The organism is Solibacillus sp. NPDC093137 (genome assembly GCF_050280445.1).
In the GTDB taxonomy this organism is placed as follows: domain Bacteria; phylum Bacillota; class Bacilli; order Bacillales_A; family Planococcaceae; genus Solibacillus; species Solibacillus isronensis_B.
Genome location: NZ_JBNNVH010000001.1, coordinates 1,379,341 through 1,399,884, shown reverse-complemented (window position 1 = coordinate 1,399,884; position 20,544 = coordinate 1,379,341). Strand labels below are relative to the sequence as shown.

23 protein-coding genes are annotated in these 20,544 nt (G+C 36.0%); 16 read left to right on the top strand and 7 right to left on the bottom strand.

All coding sequences use genetic code 11. From position 1 onward, the window contains the following. The first annotated feature begins 8 nt into the window (after positions 1-8). The 5 genes from ACQKN3_RS07215 (at position 9) to ACQKN3_RS07195 (ending at position 2,457) form a co-directional block, all read left to right on the top strand. On the top strand, positions 9-287 hold the full coding sequence (locus ACQKN3_RS07215) for a hypothetical protein (RefSeq protein ID WP_427710490.1): 279 nt from the start codon (positions 9-11) through the stop codon (positions 285-287). Positions 288-371: 84 nt separating this feature from the next. Next, positions 372-1,067, top strand: coding sequence for a Type 1 glutamine amidotransferase-like domain-containing protein (locus ACQKN3_RS07210; protein ID WP_427711633.1), 696 nt, complete (start codon positions 372-374; stop codon positions 1,065-1,067). Positions 1,068-1,104: 37 nt separating this feature from the next. After that, positions 1,105-1,629 carry an AAA family ATPase gene (locus ACQKN3_RS07205; RefSeq protein WP_427710488.1) on the top strand — a complete coding sequence of 175 codons (525 nt, stop codon included), beginning with the start codon at positions 1,105-1,107 and terminating at the stop codon, positions 1,627-1,629. Positions 1,630-1,663: 34 nt separating this feature from the next. Further along, positions 1,664-2,026 (top strand): hypothetical protein, encoded by a 363-nt coding sequence (locus tag ACQKN3_RS07200; protein ID WP_427710486.1) that lies wholly within the window; start codon positions 1,664-1,666, stop codon positions 2,024-2,026. A 71-nt stretch (positions 2,027-2,097) separates the two neighbouring features. Then, complete coding sequence (locus tag ACQKN3_RS07195) at positions 2,098-2,457, top strand: Clp protease ClpB (protein WP_427710485.1); 360 nt, start codon at positions 2,098-2,100, stop codon at positions 2,455-2,457. Between the two features lie 74 nt (positions 2,458-2,531). On the opposite strand, the gene ACQKN3_RS07190 is transcribed toward ACQKN3_RS07195, so the two are convergent. Next, positions 2,532-4,706 carry a DNA topoisomerase III gene (locus ACQKN3_RS07190; protein ID WP_427710483.1) on the bottom strand — a complete coding sequence of 725 codons (2,175 nt, stop codon included), beginning with the start codon at positions 4,704-4,706 and terminating at the stop codon, positions 2,532-2,534. 385 nt (positions 4,707-5,091) lie between these two features. On the opposite strand from ACQKN3_RS07190, the gene ACQKN3_RS07185 reads away from it, so the two are divergent. The 6 genes from ACQKN3_RS07185 to ACQKN3_RS07160 all read left to right on the top strand — a co-directional run bounded on the left by ACQKN3_RS07185 (position 5,092) and on the right by ACQKN3_RS07160 (position 10,197). Next, the gene (locus ACQKN3_RS07185; protein WP_251688654.1) at positions 5,092-6,453 is read left to right on the top strand and encodes an aspartate kinase; all 1,362 of its coding nucleotides are present in this window, start codon (positions 5,092-5,094) and stop codon (positions 6,451-6,453) included. 115 nt (positions 6,454-6,568) lie between these two features. Continuing rightward, the gene (locus tag ACQKN3_RS07180) at positions 6,569-7,231 is read left to right on the top strand and encodes a DsbA family oxidoreductase (protein WP_427710480.1); all 663 of its coding nucleotides are present in this window, start codon (positions 6,569-6,571) and stop codon (positions 7,229-7,231) included. A gap of 17 nt (positions 7,232-7,248) precedes the next feature. Further along, entirely contained in the window at positions 7,249-9,027 is a 1,779-nt protein-coding gene (locus ACQKN3_RS07175) for a glycerophosphoryl diester phosphodiesterase membrane domain-containing protein (RefSeq protein ID WP_427710479.1), read from the top strand. Positions 9,028-9,037: 10 nt separating this feature from the next. Continuing rightward, positions 9,038-9,568 carry a tubby C-terminal domain-like protein gene (locus ACQKN3_RS07170; protein ID WP_427710477.1) on the top strand — a complete coding sequence of 177 codons (531 nt, stop codon included), beginning with the start codon at positions 9,038-9,040 and terminating at the stop codon, positions 9,566-9,568. Positions 9,569-9,580: 12 nt separating this feature from the next. Then, positions 9,581-9,835 carry a hypothetical protein gene (locus ACQKN3_RS07165; RefSeq protein ID WP_008408462.1) on the top strand — a complete coding sequence of 85 codons (255 nt, stop codon included), beginning with the start codon at positions 9,581-9,583 and terminating at the stop codon, positions 9,833-9,835. A 104-nt stretch (positions 9,836-9,939) separates the two neighbouring features. After that, positions 9,940-10,197, top strand: coding sequence for a hypothetical protein (locus tag ACQKN3_RS07160; protein ID WP_427710475.1), 258 nt, complete (start codon positions 9,940-9,942; stop codon positions 10,195-10,197). Positions 10,198-10,253: 56 nt separating this feature from the next. On the opposite strand, the gene ACQKN3_RS07155 is transcribed toward ACQKN3_RS07160, so the two are convergent. Further along, positions 10,254-10,445, bottom strand: a complete 192-nt coding sequence (locus ACQKN3_RS07155) for a hypothetical protein (protein ID WP_008408460.1) — start codon at positions 10,443-10,445, stop codon at positions 10,254-10,256. 161 nt (positions 10,446-10,606) lie between these two features. Between ACQKN3_RS07155 and ACQKN3_RS07150 the strand changes: the two genes are divergently transcribed. Both ACQKN3_RS07150 and ACQKN3_RS07145 read left to right on the top strand, forming a co-directional pair. Then, positions 10,607-12,823 (top strand): YcdB/YcdC domain-containing protein, encoded by a 2,217-nt coding sequence (locus tag ACQKN3_RS07150; protein ID WP_427710473.1) that lies wholly within the window; start codon positions 10,607-10,609, stop codon positions 12,821-12,823. Between the two features lie 231 nt (positions 12,824-13,054). Further along, positions 13,055-13,486: a homoserine dehydrogenase gene (locus ACQKN3_RS07145; RefSeq protein ID WP_251688640.1), complete on the top strand. Its 432-nt coding sequence runs from the start codon at positions 13,055-13,057 to the stop codon at positions 13,484-13,486. A 131-nt stretch (positions 13,487-13,617) separates the two neighbouring features. Here the strand turns inward: ACQKN3_RS07145 and ACQKN3_RS07140 are convergent, their stop codons facing one another. Next, positions 13,618-14,964: an MATE family efflux transporter gene (locus ACQKN3_RS07140; RefSeq protein ID WP_427710471.1), complete on the bottom strand. Its 1,347-nt coding sequence runs from the start codon at positions 14,962-14,964 to the stop codon at positions 13,618-13,620. Positions 14,965-15,287: 323 nt separating this feature from the next. Here ACQKN3_RS07140 and ACQKN3_RS07135 point away from each other — a divergent pair, with 323 nt between their 5' ends. After that, a complete protein-coding gene (locus ACQKN3_RS07135) occupies positions 15,288-15,869 on the top strand; it encodes a 3D domain-containing protein (RefSeq protein WP_427710469.1) in 582 nt (193 codons plus the stop codon). Positions 15,870-16,134: 265 nt separating this feature from the next. Here ACQKN3_RS07135 and ACQKN3_RS07130 read toward each other — a convergent pair whose 3' ends face one another. Continuing rightward, the gene (locus tag ACQKN3_RS07130; protein WP_427710467.1) at positions 16,135-16,338 is read right to left on the bottom strand and encodes a hypothetical protein; all 204 of its coding nucleotides are present in this window, start codon (positions 16,336-16,338) and stop codon (positions 16,135-16,137) included. 168 nt (positions 16,339-16,506) lie between these two features. On the opposite strand from ACQKN3_RS07130, the gene ACQKN3_RS07125 reads away from it, so the two are divergent. Next, positions 16,507-16,839 carry a redox protein gene (locus tag ACQKN3_RS07125; RefSeq protein ID WP_251688632.1) on the top strand — a complete coding sequence of 111 codons (333 nt, stop codon included), beginning with the start codon at positions 16,507-16,509 and terminating at the stop codon, positions 16,837-16,839. A gap of 51 nt (positions 16,840-16,890) precedes the next feature. Further along, the gene (locus tag ACQKN3_RS07120) at positions 16,891-17,100 is read left to right on the top strand and encodes a hypothetical protein (RefSeq protein WP_241368462.1); all 210 of its coding nucleotides are present in this window, start codon (positions 16,891-16,893) and stop codon (positions 17,098-17,100) included. 74 nt (positions 17,101-17,174) lie between these two features. Here ACQKN3_RS07120 and ACQKN3_RS07115 read toward each other — a convergent pair whose 3' ends face one another. The 3 genes from ACQKN3_RS07115 to ACQKN3_RS07105 form a co-directional block, all read right to left on the bottom strand. Then, a complete protein-coding gene (locus ACQKN3_RS07115) occupies positions 17,175-18,347 on the bottom strand; it encodes a hypothetical protein (protein WP_427710465.1) in 1,173 nt (390 codons plus the stop codon). A gap of 1 nt (position 18,348) precedes the next feature. Continuing rightward, positions 18,349-18,924, bottom strand: a complete 576-nt coding sequence (locus ACQKN3_RS07110; protein ID WP_427710463.1) for a hypothetical protein — start codon at positions 18,922-18,924, stop codon at positions 18,349-18,351. A gap of 142 nt (positions 18,925-19,066) precedes the next feature. Further along, on the bottom strand, positions 19,067-20,359 hold the full coding sequence (locus ACQKN3_RS07105; RefSeq protein WP_427710461.1) for an MFS transporter: 1,293 nt from the start codon (positions 20,357-20,359) through the stop codon (positions 19,067-19,069). Between the last annotated feature and the right edge of the window lie 185 nt (positions 20,360-20,544).

Sequence of the window (20,544 nt, the reverse complement as noted above, 5' to 3'; positions counted from 1 at the left end):
GGAGAGAAATGAAGAAAACTCTTATAATAGGAAATGTAATTGTCAGTGGATTTGTTGTTTTATTGATTTCCTGGTTCTTTGCAGCAGGAGCATTAGGAGAGACGGATTCAATAACTCCCGAATTCTTTTTAATTATACCGCTATGGATTTTTAGTGTACTTATCATGTGTCATTCTGTTTCTATAAATAAACTAAAAAATTCTTCCTATTTAAAAATAATATTAAGCAATATTTTGCTTTGGTTAATGATTCCTGTAGGATTAATCGTCGCATTTTTAATAATATAAAATTTGAAAGAGGTGAGTAGCAACTGAAAACCAAATGGCAATATATAAAACATATAAACAACTGAAAGGAGTACACAAATGAAAATGAAACAAATAATTGCGATGGGCGGTGGGGGCTTTTCAATGGAACCTGATAACCCCTTATTGGATCGTTATATCTTAAAACAAGCGGATACGGCAAAACCGAAAATTTGTTTTCTTCCTACAGCTAGTGGAGATTCTGAACAATACATATCCAGGTTCTACAATTTTTTCAATCAACAAAATTGCGACCCATCACATTTATCTCTATTTAGCCCGCCAACTCGGGATTTGGAAAATTTCATTTTAGAGAAAGACATTTTATATGTTGGCGGGGGAAACACGAAAAACCTTTTAGCTGTGTGGAAGGATTGGGGATTAGACATTATTTTTAGAAAAGCTTGGGAGGAAGGGGTTATTTTAGCTGGGTTAAGCGCAGGGGCAATCTGTTGGTTTGAACAGGGGGTGACAGACTCCTTTGGGGATGGACTTGAACCAATAACCTGCCTGGGATTCTTAAGGGGGAGTAACTGTCCGCATTATGATGGAGAAACGGAAAGAAGACCTGCATATCATAAACTGATTGAGTCCAAAAAAATACAATCAGGAATTGCTGTTGATGATGGGGTTGCGATCCATTATAAAGGGCATGAAATCCATAAAATTGTAAGTTCCAGACCTGATGCTAAGGCGTACAGTGTGTTTTGGGAAAAGGGCATAAGTGAAAGGAAACTCCCAACAGAATATTTGGAAACTTAATAGTTTAATAAAATTACGAAAAAGTGAGTTGTTAAACATGTTTTTCATACAAATGTCCGGATTCCCGGGGTCCGGCAAGTCGACGCTTTCTCGACATATTGCAAAGAGAACAGGGGCAGTCATAATAGATCATGACATTGTAAAATCTTCATTATTATCGTCATTTGAAGAAATTTCAATAGAGAAAAAATTTGTTGGTAAAATTGCCTATAATGTTGATTGGTCATTAGTGGAATTTCATTTATCACAAGGACAAAATGTCGTTTTAGATAGTCCTTGTCTTTATCAGGAAATGGTGGATCGAGGCATAAGATTGTCAAAAAAGTATAATGTCACATACAAATACGTTGAGTGTTATCTGAATGATTTTCAAGAAATTAATAATAGATTAAAAAATCGAAATAAAATGGTTAGTCAAATTGAAGCGGCTTGCTCAGAAGAAACATTTAAATTTACTATTGAAAATAGTAAGAAACCTAATGAAGGTGCATATATTGTTGTAGATACTAATGAACCTTTAGAGAGTTACATAGATCGAGTGATTGGTTTCATCAAGGAGTAAGCCATACTGAGATCTGGACTGTGGAGGTGTTGTATTGAAACTCGTTAGTTCGAAAATAGGAATACTAATATTGTTTAGTGCTATTCTTTTATCTGCCTGCATACAAAAAGATTATGTGTTTTTTGGTGAAAGTGAAAATTGGAGAGTTCAATATGCAGTGACAGATGATAATGGCTGCAATTCTACTAAAGGCTATATAAAATACCTAGGTAATGATCCGATGCCAGAGCAATTGGAGTTTAGTGTTGATAATAAAGAAGGGGCCTCCATTTCTTTAGATGAAAATGGCATGTTTTTTCTGCCTTATGGCTGTTCGAATGCAACGGAAGGATCAGAACTTAAAGCGACAATAAAGTGGAACAGTCAATCAGAAACAATCCAATTACCCTTAAAATGATAGTTGTAATAGATGCCTTATCAAGTAGAAAAATAGCGTTTTCACATTTTATTTAAGTAGGAGGCACTGATTTGAGACAATCAACATATTTAATTGGGATAGTACTGTTGGGGTTATCCATCATAATAGCTGCTTTTATAGTAAATAATACAGCTTCGAACACAACTAATATTGATGAAGGTACAGAAATTGCCACCAGTTCTATACCTGATTTAATGACAATGACCCAGCTTGCTGAATATCTTCAAATAAGCGAGCAATCCATTGACATTATTATCTCGCATGATGATTGGCAAAGGGAGGGATTAAGCAGCTATGATACTTATCAGTTTATCCCGTACCTTTTGCTCGATAATCAGAAAAGATTTATTAAAACAGAAATAGATGCATGGTTAAAATACAGAAATGATAACAAGTTAAATTATGATTAAAGAAAAGAAAAATCTCCCCGAAAGTTAAATGTTCGACACTAACTTTCGGGGGGCTATCTTTTAAAGGAAGTTGATTACTTTGTATTTGTAAACTTAAAACTTGTCTTTCGTTCCTTCTCATCCCAAATGAGGTGGGCGTTGAAGATTTTACCGCCTTTTTTAAATCCTTTGATCAAGTCTGTTTCACCGGAAGCCAATAATTTCTTCAGATTCGTTTGTGTAATTGTTTTTCCGAGTATTTTTTTGGAAACCGAAAATTTACAGCTGGCTTTTTTATAATTCGAACAGCCGTAAAAAGTACCGTGGTCGACAATGGATCCATCACAAAGGATGCATTTACCGACAACAGTTTTCACTTTGTTATACTTTTTCGTATATGGATTGTTTTCGGTAATTTTCTCTACATCATTTTGATTGAATGCCCATTCTTTTTCCCGCTCGCCGGCATCAACTATCAACTTATCTGCCAGTTTTTTTACCTGTTCCATAAATACTTGTGGAGATGCGTTCCCTTCACCAATTTCAGAAAGGCGCTGCTCCCATTTAGCTGTCATTGAAGCGGACGTTAAAATGCTTTCACCTAGTGCTTCAATGAGCAGCATTCCTTTCGTCGTTGCAAACACTTGGTTTTTCCTCACTTCGATATAGTTCCGGTCTTTCAGTGTGCCGATAATTCCGGCGCGTGTCGCTTCCGTACCTAACCCTTCTGTTTTCGATAAAACCTTTTCCAGTTCCGCATCTTCCAAATGTTTGCCTGCTGTTTTCATGACAGTAATTAAATTACCTTCAGAATAGCGGTTTGGCGGCTGGGTTTCACCTTTCTTTACATTCGCTTTTACAACTGTCCCTTGCTCATTTTCCTGAAGAAGGGGGAGCAGTTCATCTTTGTCAGCACTATCTTTTGAATGATGAATGACTTTGCGCCAACCTTCCTCCAGCAATACTTTTCCTTTAGAAATAAACTCAGCACGATTATCGACAAGTGAGTGAATCGTTGTATAGGAGAATACGGCATTATTGTAATGTGCCGCAATGACTTGCCTTGCAACTAAATCATAAATTTTTGCTTCCTCGGCACTGAGCTTTGCCATATTCGGAACTTGTTCAGTAATAATAATGGCATGGTGATCGGTTACCTTTTTTTCATTCACGAACCGTTTATTGTTCATAAGTGAAGTTTTCGGTGGAGGCAACAGATTTTTATATTGATCTAACTTACCTAGCTGATCGAGAATGGCCGGCAATGTTTTTGCTTCCTCATTCGTTAAAAATTGGGAATCTGATCTAGGATAGGAAACGACACCTTTTAAATAAAGCTTCTGTAAAATATCGAGCGTCATTTGTGGTGAAAATTTAAACGCTTTGTTTGCTGTTGCCTGTAGGGCAGACAGATTGAACAAAAGAGGTGGCGCATATTCCTTCGTTTCCTTTTTGATGTTCGTAATTTCTACGTTTTTATTGATGCAAAAATTGGCGGCAGCAATTGCCTGGCGTTCCTCTAGAAGCCTTGTCACGCTATTTTTATGCCATTTCGCTTTTAGTATTTTGCCGTTAAAATTAAATTCCGCTTCCACTTCCCAGAACGGTTCAGGTTTAAAGTTCGCAATTTCATGTTCCCGTTTTACGATGAGCGCTAATGTCGGTGTTTGTACTCTTCCAATGGAGAAAACATCTTTTACTCCATTACGTTTAAGGAGCACCGTGTACAATCTGGATGTATTAATACCGATTAACCAATCAGCACAGGAGCGGCTTAATGCTTCAAAATAAATGTTTTTAGTTTTTTCTTCCGGCAATAAGTTTGCAAATCCGTTTTTCACCGCATTTTCCGTTAAAGAGGATATCCATAATCGTTTCATCGGTTTATTCACACCGCATACTTTTAAAATCGTACGTATTATAAGCTCGCCTTCGCGCCCCGCATCCCCGCCAATAATAATTTCCCGAATGTCCGGTCTTTTCAAGAGTGTTTTTATAATATTGAATTGCTTATATTTTGTTTTAGTAACTTTATATTCGAAACGGTCTGGGATGATCGGCAATGTTTCCAACGTCCATTTCTTCCAGGAAGGGTTATATTCTTCCGGGGCCTTCAATTCACAGAGGTGACCGATCGCCCATGTAATGAGAGCACCTTCTGGAAAGTAAGTGTTTTGCTTAACTTCAAAATAACCAGCCTTTTTAGTGAATGAAAATGGGGCAGCCAATTTTGCTGCCTGATCTGGTTTTTCTGCAATTACTATTTTCATATATCCTTCTCCTACTAATAATAATTACAACTCCTATTGTAATAATTATAGATTAATTTACAGTCGAATGGGGGAACAAACATTTATTCATTACTATGGATTGTAGGGAAGGTTGTTTAACTATTTTGTCACTTCATTTGCCTAACAGGATATAATTATTTTTTTATTGTAAAGATGCTCTAAAATTGAACAAATAAATATCATTTTTTATAAAAATCTCATATAATATATTGACAAAATGACGAATTATTCGTATTTTGACTAAATAGATTAATGAATTTACTGAATAGTCTTGACTGAAATAGGATAAATTTGTACACTGTGTAAAGTCAAATGTTTTTTCGGTGAGTACAAATATCAATTTTGAGAGTAAGGATATGATGAGATGATAGTATGTAAATTTGGCGGCACATCTGTCGCGAGTGCAGAACAAATCAAAAAAGTAGCAAGCATTGTGAAGTCTAATCCTGAAAGAAAGATTGTCGCTGTTTCTGCGCCTGGTAAGCGTTCAGGTGATGATATTAAAGTTACGGATTTATTAATAGATTTAGCAAACACCGTGATTAATAAGGGTGATGTTGAATCAAAAATTAAGGCTGTAGTAAATCGTTACCGTAATATCGCTGAAGATCTTGGTTTAGACAATACAATTTCAGATATTATTGAACAGGATATACGCGGGCGTGTGACAGAAAATTGGTCAGACAAAGACTTATTCTTAGATAATATAAAAGCAAGCGGTGAAGATAACAACGCAAAACTGATTGCGTGTTATTTTAATGCAATTGGTATGCCGGCAAAATATGTAAGTCCAAAAGATAAGTTAATTTTAAATGACTTCCCGGAACGTACGTATGCACTTCCAGAAGCATACGAAAACTTAAGTGTATTGAAAAATACAGAGGAGATTATTATTTTCCCTGGATTCTTCGGTTATACAAAAGCAGGCGTATTACGTACATTTGACCGTGGTGGATCGGATATTACAGGTTCAATTTTAGCATCTGCCGTTGGGGCAAAGCTTTATGAAAACTTTACGGATGTAGACTGCGTTTTCGCTGCTAATCCTAAAGTCGTAAATGATCCAGTTGATATTAAGGAAATTACGTATCGCGAAATGCGTGAATTATCGTATGCAGGTTTTTCCGTATTCCATGATGAAGCACTAATGCCTGTCTATAAACAAGGTATTCCGGTCAATATTAAAAACACAAATAACCCATCTGCATCCGGGACGCTAATTTTACCAACTCGTCCGGCAACAAATCGCCCGGTTACAGGGATTTCCGCAGACAGTGGTTTTTCAATTCTATATGTATCAAAATATTTAATGAATCGAGAAGTTGGCTTTGGCCGCAAGCTTCTTCAAATTATTGAAGAAGAAAACATCTCTTATGAGCATACACCATCTGGTTTAGATGATATTTCAGTTATTATGCGTTCAAGCCAGCTGACAACTGAAATTGAAGAGCGTATTGTAAAACGCGTTAAAAATGAACTATGTGCAGATGATGTTCAATTCAGCCATAACTTTTCAATGATTGTCATTGTCGGGGAAGGCATGCGCCATAATACAGGCTTGGCAGCACGTGCTGCAACTGCTATTTCTGCAACAGGTGCGAATATTGAAATGATTAATCAAGGTTCTTCGGAAGTTAGTCTTGTGTTTGGCGTTCGTTCGGAATTTGAAGATCAAATTTTAAAGGGACTTTATGAAGAATTTTTTGCAGCAATTACTTCATTTTAGATAATATTTAGTCGAATCCATGTTGGGTTCGGCTTTTTTCTTTGAATTTTTGGGTATTGTATAAAAAAAGCCATAGAATAGAGGGATAAATACATAATTATTAGGGGGAGAGAATATGAAAATAGAAATTTTTTCCGATTTTGCTTGTCCGTTTTGTTATATCGCAAAAACGAAATTATTCCAAGCAATTAAGCAGTTAAATTTAGGTGAGGAAACGGAAGTCGTTTACAGGGCGTTCGAACTAAATCCTACTGCTTCAAAGACGGAAACAATACCTTATGTCGACACAATCTTTAAAAAGAAAAACAATGATCTCCGTAAAACGGAAGAATTTATGGAAGCGTTGGAGATGCATGCACAGGATGCAGGAGTCTTATTCAACTTTGATAAGGTAGTGCTGGCCAATACAAAAAATGCCCATCGTTTATCTAAGCTCGCAAAACTTTATGAAAAAGAACTGGAATTTGTAGATATTGTGATGGAACATTTATTTTCGGAAGGTCTTAATTTAAATGACAGCGCGGCACTGTTGGCCATTTGCGAACAGATTGGCATCGACCGAAACATGGCACAAAAAATAATAAGGGAAGGACAATTCACTCAAGAGCTAATGCTGGATCGATATGAGGCACAGCAGCTGCAAATATCAAGTGTTCCTTTTTTCGTCTTTGAAGACCATTACGGAATCAGAGGGGTGGAGCCAATAGAAGTATTTACAAATACATTGCTTCAAACGAAGGAATATATAAAGAAAAACCAAAATAGAGATAGAATTTAATAGTCGGAGGAAGTCTTGTGGACAGAATTAAACGAGTTATTAAACTAATTTTCAGAAATCTATATTATTATCGAGTCGATTATATACGGACGTTTGCGATATTACGGATTGTGCAGGCATTTATTCTACTGCCGCTCATCTGGCTGATAACAACGATTGTCATGGATATCACAGGGGTGCAGGTAATTACGCAAGACAGTATCCTTTATTTACTGACACATCCGTTTGCGTTATTTGGAATAGGGATCATTTTTTTTATCGGAATTCTATTCATCTATTATGAATTAGGATTTTTAATTCTACTGGCATACTATCAGCAGCGTGCGATTCCATACACATGGAAAGAGCTCTTAAAACGATTAAATCAGAAGGTTGTCTATTTTATCAGTTTGCAGACCTTACTGATTGTTGTATACCTACTATTATTAATCCCGCTTATTTCATCATTATTACCAGTTTCATTGATTCAAAATATAAATATACCAAGCTTTATTATAGATGAACTTTTGAACTCTCGTAATGGCACGATTTTATATGTTGTGCTAATAATTATATTGAGTTTTATAAGCTTACGCTTTATTTTTACATGGCCATTTTTTACGGTTTACCAAGAGGTTACAATATTTAAAGCATTAAAAATGAGCTGGCAGTTTTCGAAAAGAAAATTATTTGAGACAGTCGGTATGATCGGGCTTATTGTTATCGTCAATTTAACGCTTTTATTGTTCGCGTTATTCATAATATTGACACCGCTATTTATCATTGAAAGTTTTAAACCGAGCTGGGGACTTGTTACCGCAAGCTTTACATTAACACTCGCACAGGGGATCATCATCCTGTTTTTTACAATATTGCAAGTTTTCTTTACTCAGTTAATCGTTATGGTAGCATTTCAGTTAACACGCCATAAACCGTTAATTGTTCAGGAAGAACCATTTAGACAAACGATTCGTCAATGGACCTTTATAATTGTTGTATTCGCGTTTTTCCTTGTGAGCGGTTTTAATTTGATCAATTTGGAAAAAACGATTTACGAACCTGATACAAATATCGTTGCCCATCGAGGTTTTATGGATGGTGGTGTGGAAAACACATTGAATGCGATTGAGGCGGCAAAAGAAGCAAAAGCGGATTTAGTGGAAATCGATATTCAGCAAACGAAGGATGGGGAGTTCGTTGTTTATCATGATAAATCTTTAACACGTTTGACAGGTGAAGATGATATTGTCTATGATTTAACGCTGAATGAATTAGTCACAACAACTGTTTTGGCGGATGGGTTTAGCGACACGATTGCTTCATTTGAGGAAGTGCTTGAAATGAGTCGTGATTTAAATATAAAATTGCTTATTGAGCTGAAAACACATGGTTTTGAAACAGAAGACTTTCTGCAGCGCTTTGTTGATCAGCTTGATGAATATGATGCCTTGGATTATCATTATGTTCAATCACCGGATTTACCGACAATGGAACTGCTGGAAGAACTGGAACCCCGGATTCATACCGGTCATATATACTCTATCGCATACGGTAAGTTACCGGAATCAAATGCAGACTTTATTTCAGTAGAACAGTCCTTTGCAACGAAAAATATTCAAAAGCAGGTTGAAGAGCGCGGTATGGAGTTGTTTGTATGGACGATTAATGATGAGTCGGATATGCAGAAATTTTATGAGAAAAATGTAAATGGCGTCATTACCGACCATCCGGATGAGGCACTAGCTAAACGTGAAAAATTTGATGAAAAGCAAAATTTTTTACAACGGATACTCAATAAAATTAAGATTATTTATTAAGGGGAAATCAATGCAGACTTATACGTACGAAGTATTAGGGGATATTAAATCTACGGTACAGCAGCCTGTTTATAATGAAGCGGGGGAGCAAATCCTGAAAGTTCAGCGTATTTATGATAACGGTTTGAAAAAACTGCTGGACGGCTATTTCGATCATCGCTATTTTTTGAAATACGCGGTGCTTCGTAATGATGGACAATCATTGTTCGAGGTGAAGAAGATTTTCAGACGCGGGAAAGTGTGGTTTGAAGGGAAAGATTTTGTTCTAAACGAAAAATATATCATTAATTATGAAAACTGGCGTATTGGCGTTCCCGAACTTTTTATTTCAAGCGATAAATTTAAAATGAAAATTGATAAAGAAATGGAAGACTGGTCCAACTTTATTATAAATGACGAGGTTATCGCAAGGTGGCTTGCTGTTTATAATGAACAATCGGATATGTTTTCAGTTAAGCTGGTTGTTTGGGATGAAGCACCGGTACAGGACCCGGCGTTTTACATTGCCATTGCGCAGGCGACACTATTTATAGGGGTATAGGAGAGTAAAAAGATGAATGTTGTATTTGTATTAACAGAAACGGCTGAAGAAGTATTGCAAATGGTCAGTAATGATGTTGCGGGACTGCTAGCTGCTGTAAAAGGCGAAAGTGTTTCATTTCCATTTGGCAACTATCAGTATGACAGCCATACACTTGATCATTATTTACTGGAAAATGGTACATACCAGCAAGAACTTGTCATTTATTTAAAGCCAGAGCAGAAAAATAATGAAACGATTTTGCCATTACCAAAAATGCAGGATTAATGTAGCTGATTTGCATCAATTTTATATACGTTTCACCTAAATAAAGGAAATTAAATTCACTTGTCGAATGTAATTGTTGAATACATGTTGGCAGGTGAATTTTTTTGCGGCAGCTAAATTTATTTGATCTGGAGTTTGAACAGCATCAGCCGAAGTTTCAATTGATGGATACTGTGAAGGTAATCTTAATCGATGAACAACTGGATAGTGAAACTTATCATTATCGCAAATTTTATGAAGCCCATATTATCAATAAAGTAGGGGAAATTACTAATATTCATATAAGTACAGCTGGAATCATTACCTATGAAGTGGAAATATACGGATCAAAATATTATTTGCTTGAAGAGGAACTTATTTAAATAATGAATATGCAAATGGAAAAATCCCGAGTACTTAAAGTGGTACTCGGGATTTCCTATTTATTTTTCCGTTCAAGTTTCATACCGATAATACGGATGACGATACCAATTAGAATGAACACCCATCCGATGCCGATAAATACATAATTCAATGTTTGGTTAGTGTTAGGTAGGATGCCAAACAAACCTAAACAAACGACTATAATGCCGGAAAATGATACAAGCATTCCTGCTGTTACAATATTCACGAACTTCACCTCTGAAAGATTCTATCATGACTCACTTTTGAACACAATCTCTCCATCGATTCTTGGGTAAAAAGGAATAATTTTATTAAATAAACAATATATTGAAACTATTGCCAATAATTAGGCGTATAATAAAGAGAACATAAAAGGAGGAATTTATTATGAAAAAATGGACAACCGCTTTAGGCATGTCGATTGTTTCACTAGGATTGCTTGCCAGTCCTGCTCTTGCAGAGGCATCTGTGAACCCTAAAGAAGAAAGGGTACCCATCTATGTAGCGATGACAGATGAGAGTGTAACAAAAGAACAACTGATCCAAGTTTTAAAAACGAAATTACCAGATATGTTTGCTGGATACTCCAACAGTGATTTCCAAATGACATCAATGAGTTATCATTATGCCGATGATTTGACGACGCGCTACGAGTTAACATTCCAGAAAAAAGTTAATAAACAAATGGAAAGCGGCAGTGTTTCATTCAGATCGGACAATCTTGAAATAGAGTATTTATATTTCAGTCCTGCAAGTGTGAAGGATGCTTTATTCCCAGGTAAAATATCAGAAGAACAAGGACGTAAAATTGCGGAAGATTTTGTTAAAAAGGTGGCCTCGTCATCCAATTACGTGATATCAACTGAAACACCTAGTTATTTCAGCCGCTTAATTACGGAGCCAATCACTTATAACTACAACTTCACTTCAACTGAAAAAAATATTCCTATCCAGGATCAATCAATTGTAGTGAGTGTACTTGGCGACGGCAAAATCCAGTATTTCACACAAATGAGCCCGGATCAAAAACGCATGTCGTTTGAAGAAGCGACAAATGTTGTGACAAAAGAAAATGCGCTTGAAAAAATGAAAGATCAGTTAAATCTGACATTGCAGTACTCGCTTGATTATTCACTAACATCTTCAAAACCTTCTGTAAAACTTGTTTACTTGCCAGCGCCAAATGTAATTGGATTGCATGCAACATCGAATAAATGGGCAACAGCTACGGGCAAGGTGGACTCTTTAAATGGCAAGGTAGCATTACAACCGCTTGCTCCTAAACAATTAAAAGCACCATCGCCAATTACAATTGACGACGCTAAGGGAATTGCAAAACAGTTAGTAGAAAGCCAGGGGAACACAACTAAATTCACAATCGACCATGCTTATGAACATGAAATGAATGACCAAGCCGTAATCAGTGTTTCTTATTCATACCGTTACCGAAACGGTTCATTCGGCTCATCGATTGAATTCAATAAAAATACAGGGGAACTCATTTCATACTCTGACTTCTATAGCCCAATGCCGTTTGAAGATGATGAAACGGAAAACACAGTACCAAGATTGGATAAAGATAAAGTCCTAGCAGCAGCGGAAAAATATGTGAAGGAACTTGCTCCTACATCCGTACATGAATATGCAAAGGCAAATACAGATCCGGTTTATGATAAAGAATCGAAAGTGCACTATGTGAATTTCCCTCGAATTAAAAATGGACTGATTGTAAATGGGGACAGTCTATCGGTAACAATTGATGATGAAGGGAAATTAAAATCATTCTACCGCTATCCATTAGATATTGAGGAATGGCCAGATGCTGCTGCATCAGTTTCAAGCGAAGAAGCGAAGAAACTGTTTGCTGATGCATTGGATGTTAAGCTAGTTTACCACAGACTGCAAAATGAAGATGGGAAATACGAGCTTGTTTATGTGCCGACGGTTAATGGACAAGAGTACTACCAGATTGATGCCAACAGTGGCGAGATTATCAGCCCATATGCACAAACTGAAAAAGTGAAAGTTACTCATCCGACTGCCGAAAAGGAACTGAACTATTTAATCCAGGCAGGTGCAATTGAAGTGAAGGATCCGAAAACTTTCAATGCTGATACGGCCATTTCACAAGGGCAGGCGCTTCAAACAATTATAAAATCCATCACTTATTTCTATGAGGATTATTATGCATATCGCCAGGAGCAGCCACCAGTGTCGTTCGATGATATCAATCCGGATCACCCATACTATAATGTAGTGGAAACAGCAACACGTTTAGGCATTTTAAATCCGTTGGAAGACGAATTGAACATCGACCAAAAAGTAACAAATGAGCAATTAGCCGTTTGGTACATCCGTGCACTTGGACTTGAACAAGCAGCAAAGCATCGGGATATTTATCAGTTAACGATTAAAGATGCGGCTGATGTCGATCCGAAAAAAATCGGATATGTGGCGATTTCCCATGTGTTAGGACTTCAAGGTGCGGAACAATCGATGTTCCAGCCGAAAAAGGAAGTAACATATGCACAGCTGGCTAAATCTGTTATTGAGCTTGCTTACGTAATTGCAGAAAAGCGAAATAGTGGTTCGTATTACTACTAGGCTCTATTATATTTTTAAACTCGTGAAGTTTTAAAGACTTCACGGGTTTTTTTATATTTTTTTCGTAAAACAAGGAATATATGTTCTCTTTTGTGCAATAGTTAGTGGTTTAACTGTACCGACTTGTGATAAAATAATTTAAAGTGCTAAACTGAAAAAAATCGCGATAATTTTTTTAAAACGTTGTAAGATAGTACAAGTAACGAATCAATAATGGAAGTTGGGAAAAGAATGCAAAAAAATAAATACCGAATTCATAGTAATGTTCTATTTGAAATTGCGCAAAGCCGTTCATTCACAGAAAAGGATAATATCGATGAACGCTTTGATGAAGAGGGCAAAATTAAATTATTAAGTGACCGTGCTGGAGCGGACTTATCACTATCTATTGTAAAAACTGAAGATGGGATCGCTTATTCGGTGAAATGGGACGACTCTGAAGAAGTTTTCAAAGGTTGGAACATGGCATGGGAAGAATTTATTTGGTGCTTAGGTGTTGTCAACAAACCACTTGAAGAAGCGGCAAAAAAAGCAGCTGAAGAAGCAAAACGTCGTGCAGCTGAAGAAGCATTGCTTGCAGAAGAAAATGCAGAGCTTGATGAAGCTGTAGCAGAAGAAGCTTCAACTGAAGAGGCTGCTTCAACTGAAGAATCATCTAAATAATAATGGAAAACGCCTTCGCAAAAATTACGGAAGGCGTTTTTTCGATTCTGCCGTGCAAGTGTAAGTGCTAATGGTTTCCTACAGCAAAAAAACATCCAGCTCCTCATTAGGAAATGGATGTTTTTTTCATGCTATTTATCTGAACCAACAATCGCATAGCGTTCCCATTTTCGACTGCGCCAGCGGAAAATAACGAGCACTGCACGAATCCATTCATCACATGCAATAGCTAGCCACACACCGACAAGACCTAAATCAAGAACGAAGACGAATAAATAACCTAGAGATAAACCGATGACAATCATGGAAACGAATCCAATACGGACAGGATAGGCGGCATCCCCTGAAGCACGCAATGAGTTAATGATTGTAATGTTAATCGTACGTCCTGTCTCCAGGAATATACTTAATAACAGTACACTCGCCCCGATTTTAATAATTTCTTCATTATCAGTAAAGAGGCCCATGAATGGTTCTCTGAAGAGGATGATGATTACGACCATTGACAATGTAAAAATTAACGCCGATTTTACACCAAACCATACTTTATTATAGGCAAGTTCTTTCTCGCCTGCTCCGACATACCGGCCGACCAAAATAGCTGTTGCCATCCCGATAGCCATTGCGAAAAGATAAGTAAACATCGAGATATTCACGGCATACTGACGCGCTGACAATGCCTCAGCTCCTATAAATGTTACATAATAGAGAAGGACGATTTGATTTGTCTGGTAGAGCACCTGCTCAAGCGCAGATGGAACCCCGATTTTTAGGATTTTAGAAATATAGTTTTTAGACAATCTATAATAATCTGCCCATTCGATACGGACTTCTAATGCCTGGTATAAAAGCCAGAAAAATACAGCCGCGGCGAGCACACGACTAATAACAGAAGATATCGCTGCACCTTCCACACCAAGTTCCGGCATTCCGAATTTACCAAAAATTAAAATATAGTTTAAAACAACGTGCACAATATTCATCGCAAGCGACACATACATCGTTTGTTTCGTCCAGCCTTGTACACGAATAATTGAAGACATGGAAGTAATTAAAGCCTGAACGAATATAAATCCTCCGACTATGACTAAGTAGCTTTGGGCTGCTTCCAATACAGCACCCTGCAGATTCATCATCTTCATTAAAAAATCGGAAAACAAAATAAATAACCCGCTAATGACTAAACCGACGAGTAGGTTGAGTGTTACCGATAATGCTGCGATTTGTGATGCTTCTGCAATTAGGCGAGATCCTAAATATTGCGAAACAACAATGGATGCACCTGTACCGATTACCCCCAATATTAAAATTGCTATTTGTATATATTGATTGGCTGTTCCTACGCCTGCTACTGCATCATCCGACACAGCACTTAACATAAATGTATCTGCTAACCCCATCAGCATAAATAGGAACAACTCTAAAAATAATGGCCAAGTTAACTTAAATAAACTTAATTCCTTCGTGCTTTTTTCCAATCAGTTCACTCTTTCTATTGTTTAAATCAAAACAAAAAATATATTAGCATAAATTGTTACTGTAGGATAGTTTTTTACTTTTAGGTTTAAAAAGGGTAAAAAGTCATGAGAAAATTGTAAAAAAATAGGGCTAATTAAGTTGGACTATTAAGTTAATTCAGATATTTGTAATATATTATCGACATAATTCGACTTTTTGTTATCGAATTGTAATATAGGCGGTATGAAGTTGTCATGTTACTGAAATATTGAAAGGTTATGCTAGTTCATGTTGAATCAAAAAGATTTTTCACGACACTTTTTCTGGAGGGAAATATTCAAGTATGATCAAGAAATTAGTAGCATTTATTGCAGTTATGATCGCAAGCACATTTATTTTTGTAGGAACGTCAGAGGCAGCTTCACATACAATTAAAAAAGGCGAGAATTTAACAATGCTTGCAAAGAAATATGATACATCAGTAAAAGAACTCATGGCATTGAATGATTTAAAGACAACAAAAGTACAAGTTAAACAAGTCCTTAAATTACCAAGCCATATTAAAAATAAACCCGCTGTAAAGAAATCAGCAACGACAACAAAAAAATCTGCTACACATCCATCTAATGTAAAAAAGACGATTAAAATGTCAGCAACAGCTTACACTGCTAATTGCAAAGGCTGTTCAGGAATCACGAAAACGGGTTTAAACCTACGTAAAAACCCTAGTTTGAAGGTTATTGCAGTTGATCCGAAAATCATTCCACTTGGCTCTAAAGTTTGGGTGGAAGGCTATGGAATTGCAGTTGCAGGTGATATTGGCAGTGCCATTAAAGGAAAGAAAATCGACCTCTTCATGAGTAAAAAATCGACAGCTAAAAATTGGGGACGAAAAACAGTTACGGTTAAATTATTAAAATCATAAAACAAAGCCTATTGCGAAGAAACTTTTACTTCCCGCAATAGGTTTTTTTCATTTTAAGTTATAATAAAAAAAGATTTTGCGGAAGGAATGAATCAGAAATGTTTTTTTATGAGACAACTTGCCGATATTGCCGGAAGCCATTCAAATTAATGGAAGGCACTAAAAAATATCAGCAATTTAAAATAAATCGACAAGCGAGCATAAATTGTGATGATTGTGAACGACGGATTGAAGCAGATTCAAGAAAGTATTTGTTTAATCGGGATTAGGGTGTACCCATCATTTTCCTTATTTCCCGAAGTTCCCGAATTAATTTATCGGTTTCATCTTGCATTTGCTTAAAATCAGATTCACTGCCATACGAAGCCGAAGCCTGCTGTCCGTTTTGCTCCTCAAGCAGCTTTAATGAAATTCCTGTAGAAATCATAGACAAACACATCGCCAATCGTTGTAACAGCAGCACCTGCATAGGCAAGCCTGGCTGCGATTATTTCTAAAGAGGTGTAGAATCCGAACCATTTTGCAATTATATTCCTCCTATTCATAGGCAGATGCCTTTACCATATGTATATACGCCTGAAAAATTTTCATTACAGGTATCATTGCGTTAAGAACGAAATAAAAGGAGTTGGTAATCATGGATGGCAAAAAGGTAGAAATTGAATGTAGAAATTGTCAAGAACGAATGATAATAGACTTTTCTAAGGATCGTTTTTCGTCGCAAATACAAATATTTAACGGGAGAAAACAACAGAAAAGAACATATATTAAGGAGTGTCCGAATTGCCGTACAGTCAATTCTGTCACGAGCGATAAAAAAGAAGAGTGGGGCAATCGGAAAGGACCGAATATTAAACTGTTTATGTTTTCCGGATTATTTGGTTGCCTAGGATTTATTGTTGTTGGTCTTCTTTTACTTTATTTTGCGTTTAAAGGATTCGGTTTTGTGGTAGATTGGTTATTTAATTAAGGAAATAATAAACTTTCGTGCTATAATAAATAGCTTGTGGAGGTGTAGTTAATGTCAAAAAAATGGACAATCCATTCTATTCGTGAATATGTAGAAAAGAATACAGATACAAAATTATTATCAACAGAATTTAAAGGTTTTTCACAAAAATTAGATTTCCAATGTGCCTGTGGGAACACATTCCAAAAACCTTGGAAAAAGTTCAAAGAAAACAAGCAGCAAAAATGTGAAGTGTGCCAGCCACCGAAAGAATCACGCTAATCGAAAAATCGATTTGTATGTAACGCCAAAACGCTGTCTAGTTATTGCTAGACAGCGTTTTAATTGAAGCGGCTTTATTTATGACCGACGATTAATAGATTCAGTTCACTATATAATTCGTAAAAACTTCTTTGTTCGGTATTTTCTGCAGAACCGATATAAATTACATTATTTTTAAAGTGCCTATTATCCATCAGTACATTTTTATATTTTTCTGTTGTGATCAGTAAAAACTTCTGTTCACTGTAAGGGTAGATAATGAGCTGATTGTTGGCAGATTCACTGTCAATCAACTTAAATAATTCCCTGAAATTCATATGACTTTTAAGCTCTAATTTATACATTGAAATAAGGTTATTTTCTTTAATATGCTCTGTAAAAAAGATGTTGGCAAGTTGATAAAACTGCCTTGAGTTATAAATCAAAACACTTTGAGTCATTTTTAGTTCAGCAGGAATATATGACTTATGACGTTCAATTATTTGTTCGCAAAATGTCAATAGATCGCTATATAGCAAGTTCGCCTCAGGATGTTTCTTGATAATCCGATAAAAATGCCGTGCTAAAAACGACGTATACATAATTTCGTTTGATTCGTTAAATCTCTTTAACAACGAAGACATTGCAAAAATGGCCATTTCGTAATTTTGCTTTAAGAAGTTAGTACTTGCCTGAATAGAATGGACAAAAACAACTTCCGTATCGTTTTTACAATGCTCAATATACCAGTTGAACTGGTCGATATATTTTTTAGCTTCTTCAAAACTCCCGCTTTCCAATAGAGCGGTCACGAGCTGTAACTGGGCATTACATTCATAAAATAATCGGTCCTCTTTCATTTCCAAAGCATAAAAGTATGCACTTTTAGCATATTGAACCGCTTCCTGATTGTTATTGTTTTCAAGTGCATGGATGCTTAATAAATAGTGGCACATAGACAAATTTTGAGGGAAAGAATCTGTATCAATAGTGTGAATGATTGAGTTGATCAGCATATCGCTTTGTGGAATAGAAGAGACGATGGAAGCAAAATTAACACAGCAAACTAGCGCTTCTGTCACATGTTCCGGGGTGTTGGATCTTTCTATGACTGCCAAAATAAATTGAAGCTGCTCAAATGCTTCATCAAACTGTTTGTTCGCATAAAAAGTTTTAAATTGCTTTATGCTCCGTGTGAATGAGCGTTCGAACAATCGCAATTCGTTGTTCAAACTATGATGTAATGGTGTATCGGAACGAGTATGCATATTAAAACTCCTTTTGATGTATTAAATAATACCGATTTGTACGGTCAATAGTATCTTTTATCAATTGACTGAAGTAAGTGCCGACAAAAATTTGTTCTTTTAATCGTTGAAGGAACTGAATATGAATATGATTGACGGTCTGACTGGATGGGGATGTAATGAGATTGTTGTCGTAAAAGTTTATTAACTCCAATGGCAATTCCGATTCGAAACCGGTTTCCTCAACAATGTTTTGTATTGTCTGCTTTAATTTACTTTTTAGAAGAACAGAAAATATTAAACAAATTAATGTATCATTGCTTTTTCTCATTTTAAATCTCTGTAGCTCGTATTGCTTAATGATTATTTCATGAAGATAAGACTGAAAAGGATAGTGAAAACGTATGTGATCATCCATTATTAATACGTAATCTTCCGTAGTTAAATATGTATACAGATTATAAACAAATTGATAATAAAAATTATAACCTTGATTATAATCTTCTAATTGAACGTCCAGAGATGGGTTATTTGATAGGAGCTGCTGAAATTCTGAATATTTACCTTCTGGAATAAAATAATAGTTGTGGAAATTCAACGATATCAGCCTCTCTAATATGAAAATTATTACAATATAAATTGTACAGAAACTTTGACAGTATATCAAACTTATATAGGTTCAAATCAAATAAAAAAAAGAGCTAACATAGAAAATTAGCTCTAATTAGAGAAAATATATATTATTCAGTTACTGGTTCTGTTTCTAGCTTTACCTTTTTCAGTTCAGGGTGAGCCATTTCTAGTATTGAAGGGCGAAGTAATAATAAAACAAAACCAATTAAGATCAGCCCGCTGACGATTAAAATATATTGTGCCGGAATGAATTCATATAAAATTCCAAAGACTAGTGTACCGACAGGCATAGCACTCATCGCCATCATTTCGATTATCCCAAAAACACGCCCCCGATACTCTTCTTCAATTGAAGTTTGCATCAACACGCCAAGAGGAGTATTTGTAATAACACCCAATGCTCCGAATAAAAACATGATGATTAAATAATAGACGAAATTCATCATTGCCGAAAATGATATCATGAGCGGCAGTGCCGATAAAATGACAACAACAGACGAGCCGAACACGGATCGTTTAACTGTAAGTAAAGGAAATTTGACGTTTGTTCTTGATGCAAAATAAACCGATGTAACTAAAACCCCGATTGCACCACCAGCCTCTGTAAAACCGATATATTTTGGATCTAACTTCAAAATCGTCAATAAAATATAGTCACCGCCAACATTGATTGCTGTGAAAAATAAATTTAACCAAAGTGCAGTCCATAAAATTGCTTTTATAATCGGTTTTGAATTGACATAACGAAAACCGGCTTTGAAACTTTCAAACATCGATTCGTTTTCAGCATTCTCATTTACTGTTTCTTTCTTATAAAGAACAAAATTCATCGTAGATTCCAACATAAGTGTGATTACAGCAGCACAGATGAAGATTATGAGGAACATTTCCATCGATACAAAACCAAATAACATCCCGCCGAAGATCGGTCCGCCAATTCCCGAAATAGAATAGGACAACTGATTAAAGCTCATCGCCTTTTGCAGTCGAGCTTCATCGACCAGATTGGCAATCGATGCGGAAAACGCTACACCGGAAAAAGTACTGAAAATACTATTGAACACTGTTGCGATATAAATTGCGATTAGTGATAATCCAAATTCATGCGTGTAAAACAATAAGCCGCTTACTGTCAGGATAACTCCGGCTTGCCCGCCGAGTACAAGCCACTTTCTTGGTAAACGATCCCCTAAGAGACCTGCAATCGGTGAAAATATTGTTCGCGGCAAGTAGCTTAAAATAATATTTGTCGCAAAACTAAGCGAAGAGCCTGTCATCGATAAAATATACATACTGATTCCAAAGCTGTAAACATGTGATCCAAGCGCACCAATCATTTTACTTATTAGAAACGTGTATAAATGGTACGTTGCTTTTTTTAATTTCTGCTGTTCATTCATAAATAAAACCCCTTTGTTTAATTTAATTAAACTTATTATATGGTAGGCTTTTTTAAAATGCAATACGAAAGTTTAATTTAATTAAAATAAATTCGGGGGATTAAATGTAAAAATATATAAAATGTTTAATTTGGTTAAATCATTCGCCTTTTATATGATTTTTGGTAAACTATATTTAATGAGGT

Excerpts from the sequence above, each read along its gene's own strand:
- ACQKN3_RS07215 (WP_427710490.1), top strand. The coding sequence starts at position 9 with ATGAAGAAAACTCTTATAATAGGAAATGTAATTGTCAGTGGATTTGTT.
- ACQKN3_RS07210 (WP_427711633.1), top strand. The coding sequence starts at position 372 with ATGAAACAAATAATTGCGATGGGCGGTGGGGGCTTTTCAATGGAACCT.
- ACQKN3_RS07205 (WP_427710488.1), top strand. The coding sequence starts at position 1,105 with ATGTTTTTCATACAAATGTCCGGATTCCCGGGGTCCGGCAAGTCGACG.
- ACQKN3_RS07190 (WP_427710483.1), bottom strand. The coding sequence starts at position 4,706 with ATGAAAATAGTAATTGCAGAAAAACCAGATCAGGCAGCAAAATTGGCT.
- ACQKN3_RS07185 (WP_251688654.1), top strand. The coding sequence starts at position 5,092 with ATGATAGTATGTAAATTTGGCGGCACATCTGTCGCGAGTGCAGAACAA.
- ACQKN3_RS07180 (WP_427710480.1), top strand. The coding sequence starts at position 6,569 with ATGAAAATAGAAATTTTTTCCGATTTTGCTTGTCCGTTTTGTTATATC.
- ACQKN3_RS07170 (WP_427710477.1), top strand. The coding sequence starts at position 9,038 with ATGCAGACTTATACGTACGAAGTATTAGGGGATATTAAATCTACGGTA.
- ACQKN3_RS07165 (WP_008408462.1), top strand. The coding sequence starts at position 9,581 with ATGAATGTTGTATTTGTATTAACAGAAACGGCTGAAGAAGTATTGCAA.
- ACQKN3_RS07150 (WP_427710473.1), top strand. The coding sequence starts at position 10,607 with ATGAAAAAATGGACAACCGCTTTAGGCATGTCGATTGTTTCACTAGGA.
- ACQKN3_RS07145 (WP_251688640.1), top strand. The coding sequence starts at position 13,055 with ATGCAAAAAAATAAATACCGAATTCATAGTAATGTTCTATTTGAAATT.
- ACQKN3_RS07135 (WP_427710469.1), top strand. The coding sequence starts at position 15,288 with ATGATCAAGAAATTAGTAGCATTTATTGCAGTTATGATCGCAAGCACA.
- ACQKN3_RS07130 (WP_427710467.1), bottom strand. The coding sequence starts at position 16,338 with ATGCAGGTGCTGCTGTTACAACGATTGGCGATGTGTTTGTCTATGATT.
- ACQKN3_RS07125 (WP_251688632.1), top strand. The coding sequence starts at position 16,507 with ATGGATGGCAAAAAGGTAGAAATTGAATGTAGAAATTGTCAAGAACGA.
- ACQKN3_RS07120 (WP_241368462.1), top strand. The coding sequence starts at position 16,891 with ATGTCAAAAAAATGGACAATCCATTCTATTCGTGAATATGTAGAAAAG.
- ACQKN3_RS07115 (WP_427710465.1), bottom strand. The coding sequence starts at position 18,347 with ATGCATACTCGTTCCGATACACCATTACATCATAGTTTGAACAACGAA.
- ACQKN3_RS07105 (WP_427710461.1), bottom strand. The coding sequence starts at position 20,359 with ATGAATGAACAGCAGAAATTAAAAAAAGCAACGTACCATTTATACACG.